The 16,698-nt window shown below is 60.3% G+C and carries 15 protein-coding genes; 5 read left to right on the top strand and 10 right to left on the bottom strand.

Going from position 1 to position 16,698, the window contains the following annotated elements:
- The 4 genes from RB2654_RS13690 to RB2654_RS13675 all read right to left on the bottom strand — a co-directional run.
- Positions 1-293: ABC transporter substrate-binding protein (locus RB2654_RS13690; protein ID WP_008332517.1), on the bottom strand; the 293-nt coding region annotated here is incomplete at its 3' end.
- Between the two features lie 379 nt (positions 294-672).
- On the bottom strand, positions 673-1,089 hold the full coding sequence (locus tag RB2654_RS13685) for a DUF7282 domain-containing protein (protein ID WP_040884871.1): 417 nt from the start codon (positions 1,087-1,089) through the stop codon (positions 673-675).
- A gap of 112 nt (positions 1,090-1,201) precedes the next feature.
- Positions 1,202-2,068, bottom strand: a complete 867-nt coding sequence (locus RB2654_RS13680; protein ID WP_008332515.1) for a ribokinase — start codon at positions 2,066-2,068, stop codon at positions 1,202-1,204.
- Complete coding sequence (locus RB2654_RS13675) at positions 2,068-4,326, bottom strand: NADP-dependent malic enzyme (protein WP_008332514.1); 2,259 nt, start codon at positions 4,324-4,326, stop codon at positions 2,068-2,070. The genes RB2654_RS13680 and RB2654_RS13675 overlap by 1 nt, the downstream gene beginning before the upstream one ends.
- A 235-nt stretch (positions 4,327-4,561) precedes the next feature.
- Between RB2654_RS13675 and galE the strand changes: the two genes are divergently transcribed.
- Entirely contained in the window at positions 4,562-5,569 is a 1,008-nt protein-coding gene (gene galE, locus RB2654_RS13670) for a UDP-glucose 4-epimerase GalE (protein ID WP_008332513.1), read from the top strand.
- 92 nt (positions 5,570-5,661) lie between these two features.
- Positions 5,662-8,286, top strand: coding sequence for a DNA mismatch repair protein MutS (gene mutS / locus RB2654_RS13665; RefSeq protein ID WP_008332512.1), 2,625 nt, complete (start codon positions 5,662-5,664; stop codon positions 8,284-8,286).
- A 3-nt stretch (positions 8,287-8,289) separates the two neighbouring features.
- Here the strand turns inward: mutS and RB2654_RS13660 are convergent, their stop codons facing one another.
- Positions 8,290-8,889 carry a nucleotide exchange factor GrpE gene (locus RB2654_RS13660; RefSeq protein ID WP_008332511.1) on the bottom strand — a complete coding sequence of 200 codons (600 nt, stop codon included), beginning with the start codon at positions 8,887-8,889 and terminating at the stop codon, positions 8,290-8,292.
- 11 nt (positions 8,890-8,900) lie between these two features.
- Positions 8,901-9,965 carry a heat-inducible transcriptional repressor HrcA gene (gene hrcA, locus RB2654_RS13655; RefSeq protein ID WP_008332509.1) on the bottom strand — a complete coding sequence of 355 codons (1,065 nt, stop codon included), beginning with the start codon at positions 9,963-9,965 and terminating at the stop codon, positions 8,901-8,903.
- Positions 9,966-10,050: 85 nt separating this feature from the next.
- Between hrcA and rph the strand changes: the two genes are divergently transcribed.
- The 3 genes from rph to hemW are packed head-to-tail and all read left to right on the top strand — an operon-like array spanning position 10,051 to position 12,522.
- Positions 10,051-10,764, top strand: a complete 714-nt coding sequence (gene rph, locus RB2654_RS13650) for a ribonuclease PH (RefSeq protein ID WP_040884868.1) — start codon at positions 10,051-10,053, stop codon at positions 10,762-10,764.
- Entirely contained in the window at positions 10,761-11,375 is a 615-nt protein-coding gene (gene rdgB, locus RB2654_RS13645; protein WP_008332507.1) for an RdgB/HAM1 family non-canonical purine NTP pyrophosphatase, read from the top strand. Before rph ends, rdgB begins: the two co-directional genes overlap by 4 nt.
- Positions 11,365-12,522: a radical SAM family heme chaperone HemW gene (gene hemW, locus RB2654_RS13640; protein WP_040884867.1), complete on the top strand. Its 1,158-nt coding sequence runs from the start codon at positions 11,365-11,367 to the stop codon at positions 12,520-12,522. The genes rdgB and hemW overlap by 11 nt, the downstream gene beginning before the upstream one ends.
- Here the strand turns inward: hemW and RB2654_RS13635 are convergent.
- The 4 genes from RB2654_RS13635 to mnmG are packed head-to-tail and all read right to left on the bottom strand — an operon-like array spanning position 12,519 to position 16,694.
- A complete protein-coding gene (locus RB2654_RS13635; RefSeq protein ID WP_008332505.1) occupies positions 12,519-13,418 on the bottom strand; it encodes a ParB/RepB/Spo0J family partition protein in 900 nt (299 codons plus the stop codon). The two genes, hemW and RB2654_RS13635, sit on opposite strands and share 4 nt — an antisense overlap.
- 9 nt (positions 13,419-13,427) lie before the next feature.
- Entirely contained in the window at positions 13,428-14,207 is a 780-nt protein-coding gene (locus tag RB2654_RS13630) for a ParA family protein (protein ID WP_008332504.1), read from the bottom strand.
- Positions 14,200-14,820 (bottom strand): 16S rRNA (guanine(527)-N(7))-methyltransferase RsmG, encoded by a 621-nt coding sequence (rsmG, locus tag RB2654_RS13625; protein WP_008332503.1) that lies wholly within the window; start codon positions 14,818-14,820, stop codon positions 14,200-14,202. The genes RB2654_RS13630 and rsmG overlap by 8 nt, the downstream gene beginning before the upstream one ends.
- Positions 14,817-16,694 carry a tRNA uridine-5-carboxymethylaminomethyl(34) synthesis enzyme MnmG gene (gene mnmG / locus RB2654_RS13620; protein WP_008332502.1) on the bottom strand — a complete coding sequence of 626 codons (1,878 nt, stop codon included), beginning with the start codon at positions 16,692-16,694 and terminating at the stop codon, positions 14,817-14,819. Before mnmG ends, rsmG begins: the two co-directional genes overlap by 4 nt.
- Positions 16,695-16,698 lie beyond the last annotated feature (4 nt).

The raw sequence follows: 16,698 nt of genomic DNA, 5'->3' as shown, positions 1-16,698 counted from the left end.
GAGGTGCCCGGCATCACCTCGGACGCACGGACAAGCCGCGTGACGGTGCCGCCGCCCAGCGCGATGGACTGGAACGGGTCGATCATGATCGCCGCGTCGACCGATCCGTTGGTCAGCGCGGGGACCATATCAGGCGGGGCCATGCCCACCTTGGTCACGTCCTCCGGGTTCACGCCCGATTGCGCGATGTATTCGTTAACGATCATGTCGAGGATCTGCCCCGGCGCGGTCACGGCGATCTTCTTGCCGGCAAGGTCCGCGCCGCTTTCGATCCCGGCGTTCCCCCGCACCATGATAGCGGTCGGATCACCACCCGCCGCGCCAGGTCACCAGGTCCGCGCCTGGGCAACGATGGTGAATTACGCGCCCTGCGCCAGATCGCCGAACAGCCCAGCCCCTCAAGTTGTGATAGCCGCATGGACGTGACCCGTGGATCCCGCAGGCGCGATCTCGGACCCCCGACGGACGAACGTAGGTTCGGATCTGATCCTCTGGGCAGAGCATAACCAAGTTTCCATCCGGCCAAAAACACCCACCGGCCCCCTTAGCCATCGGCAATACCACGGTTTCTGGGCCAGCGTCGGGGCGGCAAGAACTCCACCCATGGCCAAAGTTGAAAGGGGGGCTTTATGGTCCGCCCTCGAACAGAGAACTCGTTAACAAATCGTCGCGTTACTGCGCGGTGATCGTTTTCATGACGAGGTTTTCGTCCACGCGGATCGGGCCGTCTTCCTTGGCGCCGAGCGTGTATTCGAAAACACCCGTCGACATGCCGCCCTCTTCCGAGTGGATCATCAGCATGAGCATGTCGCCCGGTGCCACGTCCTCCTGAAGGATGGCAGCGACATCGGCGTTTTCACCCATGCGCAGCGGGGCGTATCCCACGACCGGGCCGGGGGCCATGTCGCTGTCGGTGCGGTGCACAACGAGCCAGCCGTTGGCGGGCGCGTTCACCATATCGGCCGACACCACGCCATTTTCGACGGACTGGTCGGATGCTTCCACCATCGGAGCCATTTCGTGGCTGGCAGCGAAAGCGGTCGTAGCGAGGGCGGCAGCGGTAAGTCCGGTAGCAAATGCGAATTTCATGAATCGTCTCCTGTTGGTTTCAAACTGCGTCTGCCCGCAGTCCCCCGAACACACGTAGGACGATCAGAAAAGTTTCAGGTTTGCGATCACGCGGGATCACGGAAGCGTCAGATCACTCACCTCGAAGGAGTGCTTCGACCTCGTCACGGTCAGGCATCGCCTGCGCCGTTCCCGGCCGCGTCACCTGTAGTGCTGCGGCTGCGACACCGAAGCGTAGCGCCTCGGGAACCGGGCGGCCCTGATCCAGCGCCGCGACCACAGCCCCGATAAAGCAGTCCCCGGCCCCTGTCGTGTCCACCGGATCGACCGGGAAGGCGGGCTGCTCAAAAGTCTTTGCCCCGCGCCATGTCGCCCCTTTGGCCCCGTGCGTGACGATGAGGTTGGGCACCGGAAGATCGGATATGTCGCAACCCAGATGGTCGGCCAATTGCTGCGCCTCGATGTCGTTGACCACCACGAGATCGGCGAGGGGCAGCATTTCGGCCACCTTCCCGGCCTTGAACGGTGCAGCGGAATAGACCACGAAACACCCCCGCGCCTTCGCCAGACGGGCGGCGTCCGCGCCGAGCGTCGCTTCGTTCTGGAGCATGAAGTGATCGCCGGGCACCGCCTCGGCCAAGGCACCTTCGATCAGGTCGAGCGATTGTTCGTGGTTCGCGCCGGGCAGGACGACGATCAGGTTTTCGCCTTCGCCGTCGACGTAGACACAGGCGTTCCCCGTCACCGATCCGTCGGTCCCCACATACCGCACATCGACGCCGAACTCGGCAAGCATGTCGCGCCCCGATGCGTCCGGCCCGACCATGCCGATGTGAACGACCTTCGACCCCATTTTGGTGGCTGCGACCGACTGGTTCGCGCCCTTCCCCCCAAGCCCGAAATCGTAACCCGTGGCCGCCAACGTCTCACCCGGAACCGGCAGATGCGGCACCCGGTAGAAATGGTCGACGTTGATGGACCCCAGATTGAAGATCGTCATCAGCCGACCTTGCAGGCCGCGAGAACCGCCATGTTCAGAATGTCGTTCGCGGTCGAGGTGGTGGAACAGATCTGAATGGGTTTCTGAACACCCGTCAAAATCGGGCCGATCACCGTGGCGCCAGCCATTTCCTGCATCAGCTTGACCGAGATCGAGGCCGAGTGACGGGCAGGCACGACGAGGATGTTCGCCGGTCCCGACAGACGACAAAACGGATAGTGGGACAGCACGTCGGCATTGAGCGCGACATCGACCGTCATTTCCCCGTCATACTCGAAATCCACGCCCCGCGCTTCGAGGATACCCGGAGCTTCGTGCATCTTCTCGGCCCGTTCCGAAATCGGGTAACCGAAGGTCGAGAACGACACGAAGGCGACTCGCGGCTCAAGCCCAAGGTCGCGGGCGACGGCCGCAGCGCCTTCGGCAATATTGGCGAGGTCTTCGGCCTCGGGCCATTCGTGAACCAACGTGTCCGCGATGAGCACGATCCGGCCCTTATGAAGCAGCGCGGTGACACCGACCGCGCCATCCTGTGGCCGCGCATCGAAAACGTGGTTGATAAGTTCCAGCACATGCGCCGATTTCCGGGTTGCGCCGGTGACCAGGGCGTCTCCGTGACCATGCGCCAACATCAGCGACGCGAAAACGTGCCGGTCGCGGGCGGCAAGCCGATGGATGTCTTTGCGATCATGCCCAGCGCGTTGAAGCCGTTCGTAAAGGAACGCCTTGTAGGTCGCGAGGTGATGGGTGTTGGCGGCATTGACCACTTCGAGTTCGGCGACGGCATCGGCGAGCCCCGCACCTTCGAGCTTCTCTTTCACATCGGAATCGCGCCCGACGACCAGCGCCTTGCCGAAACCGTTGCGCTGATAGGCGACGGCGGCCCGCAGAACATGCGGATCATCCCCTTCCGCAAAGATCATCGTGGCCTGCGCGGCGCGCGCACGGGCATTGATCGACCGAAGGATCGAGGCGGTCGGGTCCATCCGCGCCTTGAGCTGGTTCTCATACCCGTGCATGTCGATGATCGGCCGCCGCGCCGCCCCACTGTCGGCCCCGGCCTTCGCCACGGCAGGCGGGATCGTGTAGATCAGACGCGGATCGAACGGCGTCGGAATGATGTAGTCGCGTCCGAATGTCAGCTTCTTGCCATAGGCAATGGCGACTTCGTCCGGCACATCCTCACGGGCGAGTTTGGCCAAAGCCTCGGCACAGGCGATCTTCATCTCGTCGTTGATGGCCCGCGCATGGATGTCGAGCGCACCACGGAAGAGATAGGGAAAACCCAGGACGTTGTTGACCTGGTTCGGGTAGTCCGAGCGACCCGTGGCGACGATCACATCCTCGCGGACATCGTGCACCTCTTCCGGCGTGATCTCCGGGTCCGGGTTCGCCATTGCGAAGATCACGGCGTTTTCCGCCATACTAGACACCATTTTCTGCGTCACGGCCCCTTTGACCGACACGCCGAGGAACACATCGGCGCCCACCATCGCCTCTTCGAGCGTGCGTAGGTCGGTCTTGACCGCATGGGCCGATTTCCATTGGTTCATGCCCTCGGTGCGACCCTGAAAAATTACGCCCTTGGTGTCGCAGACGATGCAGTTGTCGTGCTTGGCCCCCATCGTCTTTAGCAGTTCGATACAGGCGATCCCCGCCGCCCCTGCCCCGTTCAACACGATGCGGCAATCGGCGATATCCTTGCCCGAGATATGCAGCGCATTGATAAGCCCGGCGGCACAGATCACCGCCGTCCCGTGCTGGTCGTCATGGAAGACGGGAATATCCATCTCTTCCTTGAGCCGCTGTTCGATGATGAAGCATTCGGGCGCCTTGATATCCTCAAGGTTGATGCCGCCGAACGTCGGCCCCATCAACCGAACCGCATTGATGATCTCGTCCGGGTCTTCGGTGTCCAACTCGATGTCGATCGAGTTCACGTCCGCGAACCTTTTGAAGAGCACCGCCTTGCCCTCCATCACGGGTTTCGACGCAAGCGCGCCGAGGTTGCCGAGGCCCAGAACGGCAGTCCCGTTCGAGACGACGGCGACGAGGTTACCCTTGTTGGTATAGTCATATGCGGTCTCGGGCGACGCGTGGATCGCCTCGCACGGAACAGCCACACCGGGCGAGTAGGCAAGCGACAGGTCACGCTGGGTCGTCATCGGCACCGACGGCGCGATATCGAACTTGCCCGGGCGCGGTTCGATATGGAACTGAAGCGCCTCTTCGCGCGTGATCTTGGGCTTTTGCGGCATTTTGGTCGTCCCTTCCTGTCGTCCGGGCTTCTCTAGCCGGGGCGCATTGCCGCCTCAACCGCTATCCCGTTTCTTTAATTCGCCATTCTTCGGGCTTGGCGACATTTTCGTAAATGGCGAGCGGGTTCAAGCGCAATATTCGTATGCACCCCCATGTCCCACCGAAATGGCCCTTCCGGCGTGAACTTCACCCCCGCCCATACTAGATTTGTTCCGAATCAGGCAGGGGATCACAATGGGCACAATCCTTCTTACCGGCGGTGCGGGTTACATCGGATCCCACACCTATGTGGAACTCGTGTCGGCCGGACATGAGGTCGTGATTGTCGACAACTTCTCCAACGCACGGGCCGATGTGGTGGAACGGCTTCAATCCATCACGGATGGGCCGGTGACCTGCTACAGGGGTGATGTGCTGGACAAGACGTTTCTTGCCGACGTCTTTCGGCGCCATCACTTCGACGCCGTCATTCACTTTGCCGCACTCAAGGCCGTGGGCGAGAGCGTGCAAAAGCCGCTCGACTATTTCGAGGTCAATTGCGCCGGGTTTTCGAACCTGTTGATGGCGATGAAGGATGCCGGCGTTTTCCGGGTCGTTTTTTCCTCGACCGCGACCGTCTATGGCGAACCCGTCTCGCTGCCCTATACCGAAGACCACAGGATCGCGCCGGTTTCGCCCTATGCCCAAACCAAGGTGATCTGCGAAACCCTCTTGCGCCAATTGAAGGAGTCGGACGATCGCTGGACCTATGGCGTCCTGCGCTACTTCAATCCCGCCGGCGCGCACGATTCCGCCCTGATCGGCGAAGATCCGAACGACATCCCAAACAACCTCATGCCGTATATCGCGAAAGTGGCGACAGGGGAGCTTCCGCATCTGAACGTGTTCGGCAACGACTACGATACGCCCGACGGAACCGGGGTGCGCGATTACATTCACGTCGTCGATCTGGCGCAGGGCCATGTGCAGTCCGTGAACAAACTGATCGACGAGGGCGACACGCATGTCGTGAACCTCGGCACCGGCACGGGATATTCCGTGTTCGACATGCTGAAGTCGTATGAAAAGGCCTGTGGCAAGGCGTTGCCCTACGAAATCGCGCCACGTCGCGCAGGCGACATCGATTGCTTTTATGCCGACCCGACCACCGCGCGCGATTACCTTGGGTTCGAGGCGAAGCGCGGTCTGGACGACATGTGCCAGACATCGTGGAACTGGGTCTCGCGCATCCGCAACAGCTAGGGGTTTCAACCCCTCGCCGTGCCCGATAGATTCCGCCAAAGCCTGTCGGTCGGGGGACCCGCGTGAACACTGCCAACGCTGCCGTAACGCCCATGATGGCGCAGTTTCTTGAGATCAAATCCGGCTATCCGGATGCTCTCTTGTTTTACCGCATGGGCGACTTCTATGAGCTTTTCTTTGACGACGCGGTCGCGGCGGCCGAGGCGCTGGATATCGCTCTCACGAAGCGCGGCAAACATCTGGGTGACGACATTCCCATGTGCGGCGTGCCCGTCCACGCCGCCGAGGGTTACCTGCTGACGCTTATCCGCAAGGGCTTCCGGGTCGCCGTTTGCGAGCAGATGGAAGATCCCGCCGAGGCCAAGAAGCGCGGCTCCAAGTCCGTCGTGAAACGCGATGTGGTGCGTCTGGTCACGCCCGGAACGCTGACGGAGGATTCTCTGCTCGACGCACGGCGTCACAATTTCCTCGCCGCGTTCGCCGAGGTTCGGGACGAGGGTGCGCTGGCATGGGTCGATATTTCGACGGGCGCGTTTCGGATCATGCAATGTCCCCGCTCCCGCCTTGGGCCTGAACTTGCGCGCATCGCACCGCGCGAAGTCGTCGTCAGCGAGTCATCTGAAGCCGAATTGACTGAGTTAGTCACTGATCTGGGTGCGGCGATCACACCGCTCGGTCGGGCGGCGTTCGACAGCACGGGTGCCGAGAAACGCCTTTGCGATCTGTTTTCCGTGTCGACACTGGACGCATTCGGCACCTTTTCGCGGGCGGATCTGGGGGCATTGGGTGCGATCGTCGAATATCTCGACATCACTCAAAAGGGCAAACTCCCGCTTCTGCGCCCGCCTGTCGTTGAAATCAGCCAAGCCGCGATGCAGATCGACGCCGCGACGCGCCGAAATCTTGAACTGACCCACGCCCTTGCGGGCGGGCGTGACGGATCGTTGCTTTCGACAATCGACAAGACGGTGACGGCTGGTGGCGGACGTTTGCTCGAACGCCGTCTTTCCAGCCCGTCAAGAACCCTCGATACGATTGAGAGCCGTCTTGAAGCGGTTGCTTTTCTGGTAGACGAGAGCCTTTTTCGGGCCGATCTGCGCGACGCGCTGCGCAAGGTGCCGGATATCGATCGCGCCGTCTCCCGCCTAGCCCTCGACCGTGGCGGTCCGCGCGACCTGACCGGCATTCGTGACGGCCTTGGGGCAGCCGCTGAGATCGCCGCGCAGCTTTCTTCGGTTGAACCGCCAAGGCTGATGCGCGAAGCCGACATGTTCTTGACCGGACACGATGCGCTCGTGGGGCTGCTGGATCGTGCTCTCGTGGCCGACCCGCCCCTGCTGGTTCGGGACGGAGGGTTCATTGCCGCGGGCTATGACGCGGAGCTGGACGAAGCGCGGACCCTTCGGGACGAGGGGCGCGGTGTCATTGCTGGAATGCAGGCGAAATACGCCGAGATGGCCGGGGTTTCGTCGCTCAAGATCAAGCACAACAATGTCCTTGGATATTTCATCGAAACCACCGCGACCCATGCGGAAAAGATGCTGTCAGCGCCGCTGTCCGAGACGTTCATTCACCGTCAGACGACCGCGAATGCCGTTCGCTTCACGACCGTCGATCTATCGGAACTCGAGACCAAGATTCTGAATGCCGGAAACCGGGCGTTGGAGATCGAAAAGCGTCTCTATGACAGCCTGAAAGCCGAAGTCCTCTCCAACGCAGCGGCGCTTGGTGACGCGGCGCGAAGTCTTGCCGAACTCGACGTTTCAGCGGCTCTGGCTGAACTTGCGGCCAGCGAAGACTGGTGTCGGCCCGTTGTCGAGAATTCGCGCGCGTTCGAGGTTTTGGGCGGTCGGCATCCGGTTGTCGAACGTGCGCTTCGTGCGCAGGGCGGCGATCCGTTCATCGCGAACGATTGCCACTTGGCGGACGGGTCAGACGGGGCCGACATCTGGCTTTTGACCGGGCCGAACATGGCGGGTAAGTCCACATTCCTTCGCCAGAACGCCCTGATCGCGCTTCTCGCTCAAGCCGGAAGTTTCGTGCCTGCGACATCGGCGCGGGTCGGCATTGTCAGCCAATTGTTCTCGCGCGTTGGCGCCGCCGACGATCTGGCCCGCGGTCGGTCGACCTTCATGGTCGAGATGGTAGAGACGGCAGCGATCCTCAATCAAGCCGACGACCATGCGCTTGTGATCCTTGACGAGATCGGACGCGGGACTGCGACGTACGACGGTTTGTCCATCGCTTGGGCGACGTTGGAACATCTGCACGAAACCAACCGATGCCGCGCCCTGTTCGCGACGCATTATCACGAGCTGACCCAACTGGCCGGAAAGCTGGACGGTGTCGACAACGCGACCATCGCCGTCAAGGAATGGGACGGCGAGGTGATTTTCCTGCACGAGGTCATCAAGGGGGCCGCCGACCGCTCATACGGTGTGCAGGTGGCGAAGCTGGCCGGACTTCCATCGAGTGTGATCGACCGCGCCCGGATCGTGTTGGATGCGCTTGAGAAAGGCGAACGCGAAGGCGGCGCGGCGCAGAAGGCGTTAATCGACGATCTTCCGCTGTTCTCGGCCGTTCCCGTGCAGGCCGCCCCGGTGAAAACGGCGCCTTCCGTTCTCAAAGAAAAGCTCGCCGGGATTCATCCCGACGAGCTGACGCCACGTGAGGCGCTGGATCTAATTTACGAGTTGAAATCGCTCGAGAACGACTAGGCGTCAGCCCGGATTGGACGACACGCCGACTTGCGCCGCGCGAAGCAGACGGTCGTGCAGCATGAAACCCTCGGCCATCACCTGAATGATTTCGCCTTTGTTCGTGCCGGGCACGGGCGCCTCGAACATGGCTTCATGCTCGATCGGGTCGAACTTGTCGCCCACTTCGGGCGCAAGAATGCGGATGCCGTGTTTCGAAAAGATGTTCAGCAACTCGCGCATGGTGAGTTCCAGACCTTCGGTCAGGCCCGAGGCTTTTTCGCGCAGATCGTCGTCAATCGCTTCCATCGCGCGTTTCATGTTGTCGTAGACCGGCAGCATGTCACGGGCGAGTTTCGATCCGCCGTAGTTCTCGGCCTCGCGCCGATCCCGGTCGGACCGTTTGCGCGCATTCTCGGCATCCGCCAAGGCCCGCATGAATTTGTCTTTGAGCTGATCGCGCTCGATACGGAGCGCCTCGACCTCGTCCACCTCTTCGAGCGGATCGGCTTCCGGTGCCACGTCTTCGTCTTCCGGCAGATCGGACTTGCCCTGATCCGCCATGATTTCTTCGATTGCAGCCTCGATATCCTCGAGCGGCTCTTTCTTCTTCGGGTCGGCCATTCTTTCCCTCATTACCCCCGGTCGGAGATCAGTTTCCCGACCAGTTGCGCAGTGTAATCCACGATCGGCACGATCCGCCCATAGTTGAGCCGGGTGGGTCCGATGACCCCAACCGCACCGACGATCTTTCGGTCAGCGTTCATATATGGAGAAACCACCAGAGAGGAACCGGAAAGTGAGAAAAGTTTGTTCTCAGAGCCAATAAAAATCCTCACACCTTCGCCATCTTCCGCAAGTTCAAGGAACTCGGCGATGTCTTGCTTACGTTCAAGGTCATCGAAGAGGCTCTTGATCCGGTGAAGCTCGGCCTCGTCCGCTGGGTCGGTAATCAGATTCGCCCGCCCCTGCACGATCAAGCGGTCGGTTCCCGCACCATCCTTGTTCCAAACCGCAAGCCCGCTTTCGACAAGGGCGCGCGCGACCTCGTCGACTTCGCGCCGTCGCTTTTCGACCTCCCGCAAGATCACCTCCCGCAGTTCGGACAACGTCCGCCCCTCGGCCAGCGAGTTGAGGAAATTCGCAGCCTCCCGCATCGAACTGGGGGTGTGACCTTTCGGCGGGGTGAACAGCCGGTTTTCGACCTGACCATCTGCAAAGACCAGAACGGTGAGCGCGCGGTCCACGCCAAGGCTTACGAATTCGATATGCTTGATCGGCGCTTCTGACTTCGGTGTGAGCACAAGGCTTGCGCCGGACGTGATACCGGACAAAGCCTTGCCGACCGAACTCATCAACGCCGGAACATCGGCGGAGTTCGAACCGAGCGTTTCCTGAATTTTGTCGCGGTCGCCGTCGGTCAGATCACCGACTTCGAGAAAGCCGTCTACGAACATGCGCAGGCCAAGCTCGGTCGGGATGCGACCGGCTGAGACGTGAGGGGAATTCAACAGCCCGAGGTATTCGAGATCCTGCATGACGTTTCTGATCGTCGCCGCCGAGACCTTTTCCGACAAGGTGCGCGTCAGGGTGCGGGAGCCGACCGGATCACCGCTTTCAAGGTATGCCTCGACCAGCCGCCGAAACACCTCACGCGATCGGTCGTTCAGTTCGTCCAGTCTGGGTGACCCGTCGGTCATGCCATTGTCTCCACCGGGCGGCCGCCCTTGCTTTTTTCATGGCGGCGTGACACCCACGCCGCAGAAAAATCAGGAAGGATACGCCATGCGCCCATCTGGCAGGAATGTAGATGAACTGCGCCCGATTTCAATTGAAACGGGCGTCACGAAACATGCCGAAGGGTCCTGCCTCATCAAGGTCGGCGATACGCATGTGCTGTGCACCGCATCGTTGGAAGAGCGCGTGCCGCCCTGGCTTCGCAACACCGGCATGGGCTGGGTCACCGCCGAATACGGAATGCTGCCGCGGTCCACATCCTCGCGTATGAGGCGCGAGGCGACGGCAGGCAAGCAAGGCGGAAGAACCGTTGAAATTCAACGGCTTATTGGTCGTTCGCTGCGCGCGGGTGTCGATCGGCAGGCGCTTGGCGAACGTCAGATCACGGTCGATTGCGACGTCATTCAAGCTGATGGAGGCACGCGTTGCGCCTCGATCACTGGCGGATGGGTCGCTCTGCGCCTTGCTGTTCAGAAACTGATGAAGGCCGGCGACATCGTGTCGGACCCCTTGATCGATCCGGTCGCCGCCGTCTCTTGCGGCATTTATGCCGGTCAGCCCGTCCTCGACCTCGACTATCCCGAGGACAGCGAAGCCGGTGTCGACGGGAACTTCGTCATGACGGGAACCGGGCGATTGATCGAGGTGCAGATGTCGGCAGAAGGTTCCACCTTCTCCCGCGCTCAGATGGATGACCTTATGGGTCTTGCCGAAAAGGGCGTTGCAGAGCTGGTGGCCGCACAAAAGGCCGCCGTGGCATGACCCGCGCGTTCACCGGCGACCGTTTGGTCATCGCCTCGCATAACAAAGGCAAGCTGCGCGAAATCGCCGCCTTGGTTGAGCCGTTTGGCGTGACCTGTTCCTCGGCATCGGAATTCGGGCTCGAAGAACCGGATGAGACCGAGGACACGTTCGCCGGGAACGCCCGGATCAAGGCCCACTTCGCGGCGAAGGCAACCGGATTGCCCGCATTGTCGGATGACAGTGGGATCATGGTCGATGCGCTCGACGGTGCCCCCGGGGTCTATACGGCGGACTGGGCCGAGACACCGGACGGTCGCGATTTTCCCATGGCCATGAGAAAGACGTGGGATCTTCTCGACGAACGAGGCGCAGCCGAACCACGCACGGCGTCTTTCAATTGTACACTGTGCCTCGCCTGGCCGGATGGACATGACGAGATTTTCGAGGGCCGCGTGTCTGGTCGTCTGACATGGCCGATGCGCGGCGATCAGGGTTTCGGATACGACCCGATCTTCATCCCGGACGGTTTCGACATCACATTCGGCGAGATGGACCCGAAACAGAAGCACGAGATGAGCCATAGGGCCGTCGCATTCGCCAAGCTGGTCGAGGGCTGCTTTGACCGATAACTGGAGAGAGGGCGGTTTCGGCCTCTACATCCATTGGCCGTTCTGCGCCGCCAAGTGCCCCTACTGCGACTTCAACAGCCATGTGTCCTCACAAATCGTCATGGCCGACTGGCAGGCCGCCTATCTTGCCGAGTTGGCGCGTTATGCACGCGAAACCCCGAACCGGGTTCTGAGCTCGGTTTACTTCGGCGGCGGGACACCTTCCCTGATGGACCCCGCTGTCGTCGGTGCGGTGCTTGATGCAGTCGCGGGGCACTGGACGCCCGCCAACGACATCGAAATCACGCTCGAAGCGAATCCGAGCTCGGTGGAAGCCGAACGCTTCGCTGGCTATGCAGCGGCGGGCGTGAACCGGGTTTCGATGGGGTTTCAGGCCCTGAATGACGGGGATCTGAAGGCGCTCGGCAGGCTCCATGACGTTGAAACGGCCTTGGCTGCTTTGGACGTCGCGCGTTCGACCTTCGACAGGATCAATTTCGACCTCATCTACGGACGTCAGGACCAGTCACTCGAAGACTGGACCGCTGAACTTCAACGGGCGGTGGGTTTTGAGCCGGATCACCTGTCGCTCTACCAACTCACCATCGAGGACGGCACCGCATTCGGAGATCGGTTCGCGCGCGGAAAGCTGCGGGGCCTGCCGGACGAAGATCTGTCTGCGGATATGTATTTTGCCACGCAAGACATCTGCGAAGATGCCGGACTGTTGGCTTATGAAGTCTCTAATCACGCCAAACCCGGCCAAGAATCCCGGCATAATCTGATCTACTGGTCCGCTGGTGATTACATAGGCATCGGCCCGGGCGCACATGGGCGCCTGAGCCTTGGGGGTCGACGCTGGTCCACCTGGACCGAGTTGTCGCCGTCGAAATGGTTGGATCAGGCGTTGAAGCACAACGGCGAGGCTGGTCGCGAAGCCTTGAGTCGCGCGGACCAAGCCGGTGAATACCTGATGATGGGTCTGCGGACCACACGAGGACTAGATCTAGACCGATACGAGGCTATTTCTGGTGTGCCGCTGGATGAAATGGTTCTTCAGGACCTCGTCAAGAATGGCTACCTGAACCTGAACAACCGTTACCTCGCCCCGACACGATCTGGCCGCGCCGTCCTGAACGCGGTCATTCGTGAGCTCTTGCCAAGCTAGACGTCACCGCCGAGCATGCGGCACAGATCATCGAATTGATCGAGCGTCGCATACCGGATCGTCACAGTCCCCTGATCGTCACCATCCTTATGGTCGATCGAAACCTTCATGCCCGATGCAGCGGAAAGCGATTTTTCAAGCGCAACCGTGTCCGCGTCCTTTTGGGCCTTCTGGGCAGGGGTAGACTGCTTTTTCGGTGACGTGGGAGATTTCGCCAGACGTTCGATATCGCGAACGGAAAGCCCTTCTTTCACCGCCCGGCGCGCAAGCTCTATCGGATTTTCCGCTGTGATAATTGCCCGCGCAGCACCCGCAGACAGGCGTCCATCCACAACCATCTCGAGCACTTCTTCCGGCAGGTTCAGCAGACGCATCATATTGGCGATGTGCGACCGCGATTTCCCGAGAGCCTCCGCCAGCTTTTCCTGCGTGTGTCCGAACTTCTCCATCAGATCGCGATAGCCTGCGGCTTCTTCAATTGGATTGAGGTCCGCGCGTTGGATGTTCTCGATGATCGCGACTTCCAGCGCCTCGGTATCGTTGTAGCCACGGATAATCGCGGGAACTTCATGCAACTGGGCGACCTGAGCCGCACGCCACCGGCGTTCGCCGGCGACGATCTCATACGCACCCTCTTTCGCGGGGTGCGGCCTGACGATCAGGGGCTGGATGATCCCCTTCTCACGGATCGAGTTGGCCAGATCCTCCAACCCCTCGGGCGTGAACCTGCGCCTCGGTTGGTCTGGGTTGGCTTCCACGTTCTCGATGGGAATCAACATATCGGGCTTTCGCTGCACTTCAGACCCAACATGTGCCACTTCGGCATCCGTCTGAACATCGGCCATAAGCGCGGAAAGCCCGCGCCCCAACCCGCGGTTCGGTTTCTTCGTTGCCATATCTGCCTCCTACCCGGCCTTCGCCATCAGTTCTTGTGCCAATGAAATATACGCCTGACTGCCCTTGGAACTCGGATCGTAGGAAATCACCGGCATGGCGAAAGACGGCGCCTCCGAAACCCTGACATTTCTTGGAACCACGGTCTTGAAGACCAATTCTCCAAGGGTGTCCCGCGCATCCGCCTCTACCTGTTGTGCAAGATTATTGCGCATGTCGTGCATCGTCAGCACGACGCCTTCAATCCTCAGTTTCGGGTTCGCCGCCTCGCGCACCTCGCGGATCGTCAGCATGAGCTGACTCAAGCCTTCCAGCGCAAAGAACTCGGATTGCAGCGGGATAAGCACGGAATGAGCAGCCACGAGCGCATTTACGGTAAGAAGGTTCAGAGAGGGCGGACAGTCGATCAGGATGTAGTCCAACCCCAACCTCTCGGCCGTCGGTGCACGCAGGGAATCATGTAGCAGATGCGACCGTTTCTCATTCGCGACCAACTCGATGTCCGCCGAAGACAGGTCCGTTGTCGCCGGCGCAATCCAGAGGTTTTCGATCACAGTTTGGAGAACGACGGACTCGAGCGGCGACTCCTCCAACAACAGATCATATGTCGTGCTTTCTCGGTCCTGCGGCTCGATACCAAGCCCGGTCGATGCGTTACCCTGCGGGTCGAGATCGACGATGAGGACCTTATTCCCTTTCATCGCCAGAGCTGCGCCCAGGTTTATCGCGGTCGTGGTTTTGCCAACGCCGCCTTTCTGGTTGGTCACCGCTATGATCTTGGCGTCAGGCACGTTCGATATCTCCGATCTTCAGGACGACCGCGTCCGGATTGGTCTTGCTGGGGTATGTATCGACTTGGAAACGCCAGTTTACAAGAGCGGTTTCAAGCTCTTCCCTGTATCCGGCGCCTTTCAGAAACAGCGCCAAACCTCCGGGTTTCAGATGCCGCTGCGCATAAGCGAGAAGGTCGTCCAATGGCGCCAGCGCACGTGCGGAAATCACATCTGCATTCATCGGATCAGCCCTCTCGACTCTTTCGGACAGCACCTCAACCGACACGCCACATTCTCGGGCCACGGTCCTAAGAAACGTCGCTTTCCTTTGGTCACTTTCGATGCATCGAACCCGCAGGTCCGGCTGCGCCTCGGCGGCTATGATTGCGACAACGATTCCAGGAAAGCCTCCGCCGGTGCCGACATCGAGCCAAAGGCGGGATCGGCCCTCGGCAAGCGATAAGAGTTGCGCGGAATCCAGGAAATGCCGGCTCCATAAATCCTTCAGAGTCGACGCACTGACCAGGTTTATGTGGCGATTCCACTTTGTCAGGAGCTCTGCAAAGGTATCAAGCCGCCGCTCTGTTTCACGTGAAACACTCACCGCCTCCAAGAAGGCGGATTTACTCACGCGGACTTCCTTCGCGCTGACTGCCGGACCTTTGCCAAAATCAGAGCAAGAGCCGCGGGTGTCATACCCTCGATCCGACCTGCATGAGCTAGGGTTTCCGGCTGAACTTTGGAAAGCTTCTGCTTCAACTCGCCCGTCAGTCCATCAAGGCCGGCATAGTCGAAATCGCTCGGAATGACTTGGTGCTCATCGCGGCGGAGCGCCTCCACTTCCCGCGCCTGCCTTTCGATGTACCGCGCATACAATGCATCTTTCGAAACTTGCGAACGCGTGTCGAGATCGACGGTGGCAAATACGTCATTCATCTTCACTAGCGATGCGAACGTGATCCCAGGGATCGACAGGAGATCGAACCCGGTCCGACGTGTCCCATCCTCGCTCACCGACCCACCGGCTGCGTTCACTTCCTGCGGCTTGAACGAGCGGCCTTTCAACAAGGACTTCGCCGCGTCAAGCTTTTCTATCTTCTCGGAAAAACGCCTTTTCCGTTCTGCGGAAACAGCTCCCAGGTCGATAGCCAAAGGCGTCAATCTCTGGTCGGCGTTATCGGCGCGCAACGCCAACCTGAATTCAGCCCGCGATGTGAACATGCGATACGGTTCGGTGACGCCACGCGTCACAAGGTCGTCGATCATCACCCCGATGTAGGACGACGACCGGGAAAAAATGACCTCTTCCTGATCGAGCGCAGCCCGGGCAGCGTTGAATCCTGCGACAATGCCTTGTGCCGCAGCTTCTTCGTAGCCCGTTGTGCCGTTGATCTGACCCGCAAGATACAGGCCCGAGACATTCTTGAGCTCCAACGTCAGGCGCAACGCGCGCGGATCGACATAGTCGTATTCAATCGCATATCCCGGCTGCAGAATTCGCGCGTTCTCCAGACCGGAAATCGATGCTACATAAGCTTGCTGAACGTCCTCAGGCAGAGACGTCGAAATACCGTTCGGATAGACTGTATGATCGTCCAGCCCTTCCGGTTCCAGAAAGATCTGATGCGACGGCTTGTCTGAAAATCGCACGACCTTGTCCTCGATGGACGGGCAATATCTTGGGCCGACGCCGTCGATATGCCCTCCATACATGGCCGACCGTTCAAGGTTCCGCGAAATGATCTCATGCGTTCTTTCGTTCGTGTGCGTGATGCCGCACGAGATCTGCCGTGCCGTCGGTTTGGTGTTCAGAAATGAAAAAACCTCGGGATTCTCGTCGCCAGGCTGAGTTTCCAGCTTACCCCAATCGATGGTACGACCATCCAATCGCGGCGGCGTTCCTGTCTTGAGCCGTCCAAACGGCAAACCGAGAGACTCGATCTGCTCAGCCAGCCTGACGGACGGGCGATCGCCCATGCGACCACCTTCCCAACGGACATCGCCGATATGGATCACCCCGCGCAGGAAGGTGCCAGTTGTAAGAACCACCGCGCGCGCCGAAATCTCGGAGCCATCAGAAAGGATCAAGCCAGAGACCTTATCGCCCGACATTGCAAGCGACGCGACTTCTCCCTCGACAACCGTCAGGTGTTCTTGCTCCGAAACAAGTTCTGAGACCGCAGCGCGGTAGAGTTTTCGGTCCGCCTGCGCACGCGGACCCTGAACGGCTGGGCCTTTCGAACGGTTCAGCAGGCGAAACTGGATACCCGCCACATCCGCCGCACGCCCCATGATTCCGTCGAGGGCGTCGATTTCACGAACCAGATGGCCCTTCCCCAACCCTCCGATTGCCGGATTGCAGGACATGACGCCCAGATCCGACGCCCGCAAGGTGACCAGAGCCGTGCGCGCGCCGATCCGTGCTGAAGCGACCGCAGCCTCTGCACCAGCGTGGCCTCCGCCAACGATCACGACATCGAAATCAGAATGTTCCACGTGAAACATGCCT

Origin of the sequence: Maritimibacter alkaliphilus HTCC2654, from assembly GCF_000152805.1 — a bacterium.
Classification (GTDB): Bacteria; Pseudomonadota; Alphaproteobacteria; order Rhodobacterales; family Rhodobacteraceae; genus Maritimibacter; species Maritimibacter alkaliphilus.
The sequence above is the reverse complement of the archived record's forward strand: the minus strand, read 5'-3'. Positions and strand labels throughout refer to the sequence as shown.

Coding starts and splice junctions, on each gene's coding strand:
- RB2654_RS13685 (WP_040884871.1), bottom strand. CDS start 1,089: ATGAAATTCGCATTTGCTACCGGACTTACCGCTGCCGCCCTCGCTACG.
- RB2654_RS13680 (WP_008332515.1), bottom strand. CDS start 2,068: ATGACGATCTTCAATCTGGGGTCCATCAACGTCGACCATTTCTACCGG.
- RB2654_RS13675 (WP_008332514.1), bottom strand. CDS start 4,326: ATGCCGCAAAAGCCCAAGATCACGCGCGAAGAGGCGCTTCAGTTCCAT.
- galE (WP_008332513.1), top strand. CDS start 4,562: ATGGGCACAATCCTTCTTACCGGCGGTGCGGGTTACATCGGATCCCAC.
- mutS (WP_008332512.1), top strand. CDS start 5,662: ATGATGGCGCAGTTTCTTGAGATCAAATCCGGCTATCCGGATGCTCTC.
- RB2654_RS13660 (WP_008332511.1), bottom strand. CDS start 8,889: ATGGCCGACCCGAAGAAGAAAGAGCCGCTCGAGGATATCGAGGCTGCA.
- hrcA (WP_008332509.1), bottom strand. CDS start 9,965: ATGACCGACGGGTCACCCAGACTGGACGAACTGAACGACCGATCGCGT.
- rph (WP_040884868.1), top strand. CDS start 10,051: ATGCGCCCATCTGGCAGGAATGTAGATGAACTGCGCCCGATTTCAATT.
- rdgB (WP_008332507.1), top strand. CDS start 10,761: ATGACCCGCGCGTTCACCGGCGACCGTTTGGTCATCGCCTCGCATAAC.
- RB2654_RS13635 (WP_008332505.1), bottom strand. CDS start 13,418: ATGGCAACGAAGAAACCGAACCGCGGGTTGGGGCGCGGGCTTTCCGCG.
- mnmG (WP_008332502.1), bottom strand. CDS start 16,694: ATGTTTCACGTGGAACATTCTGATTTCGATGTCGTGATCGTTGGCGGA.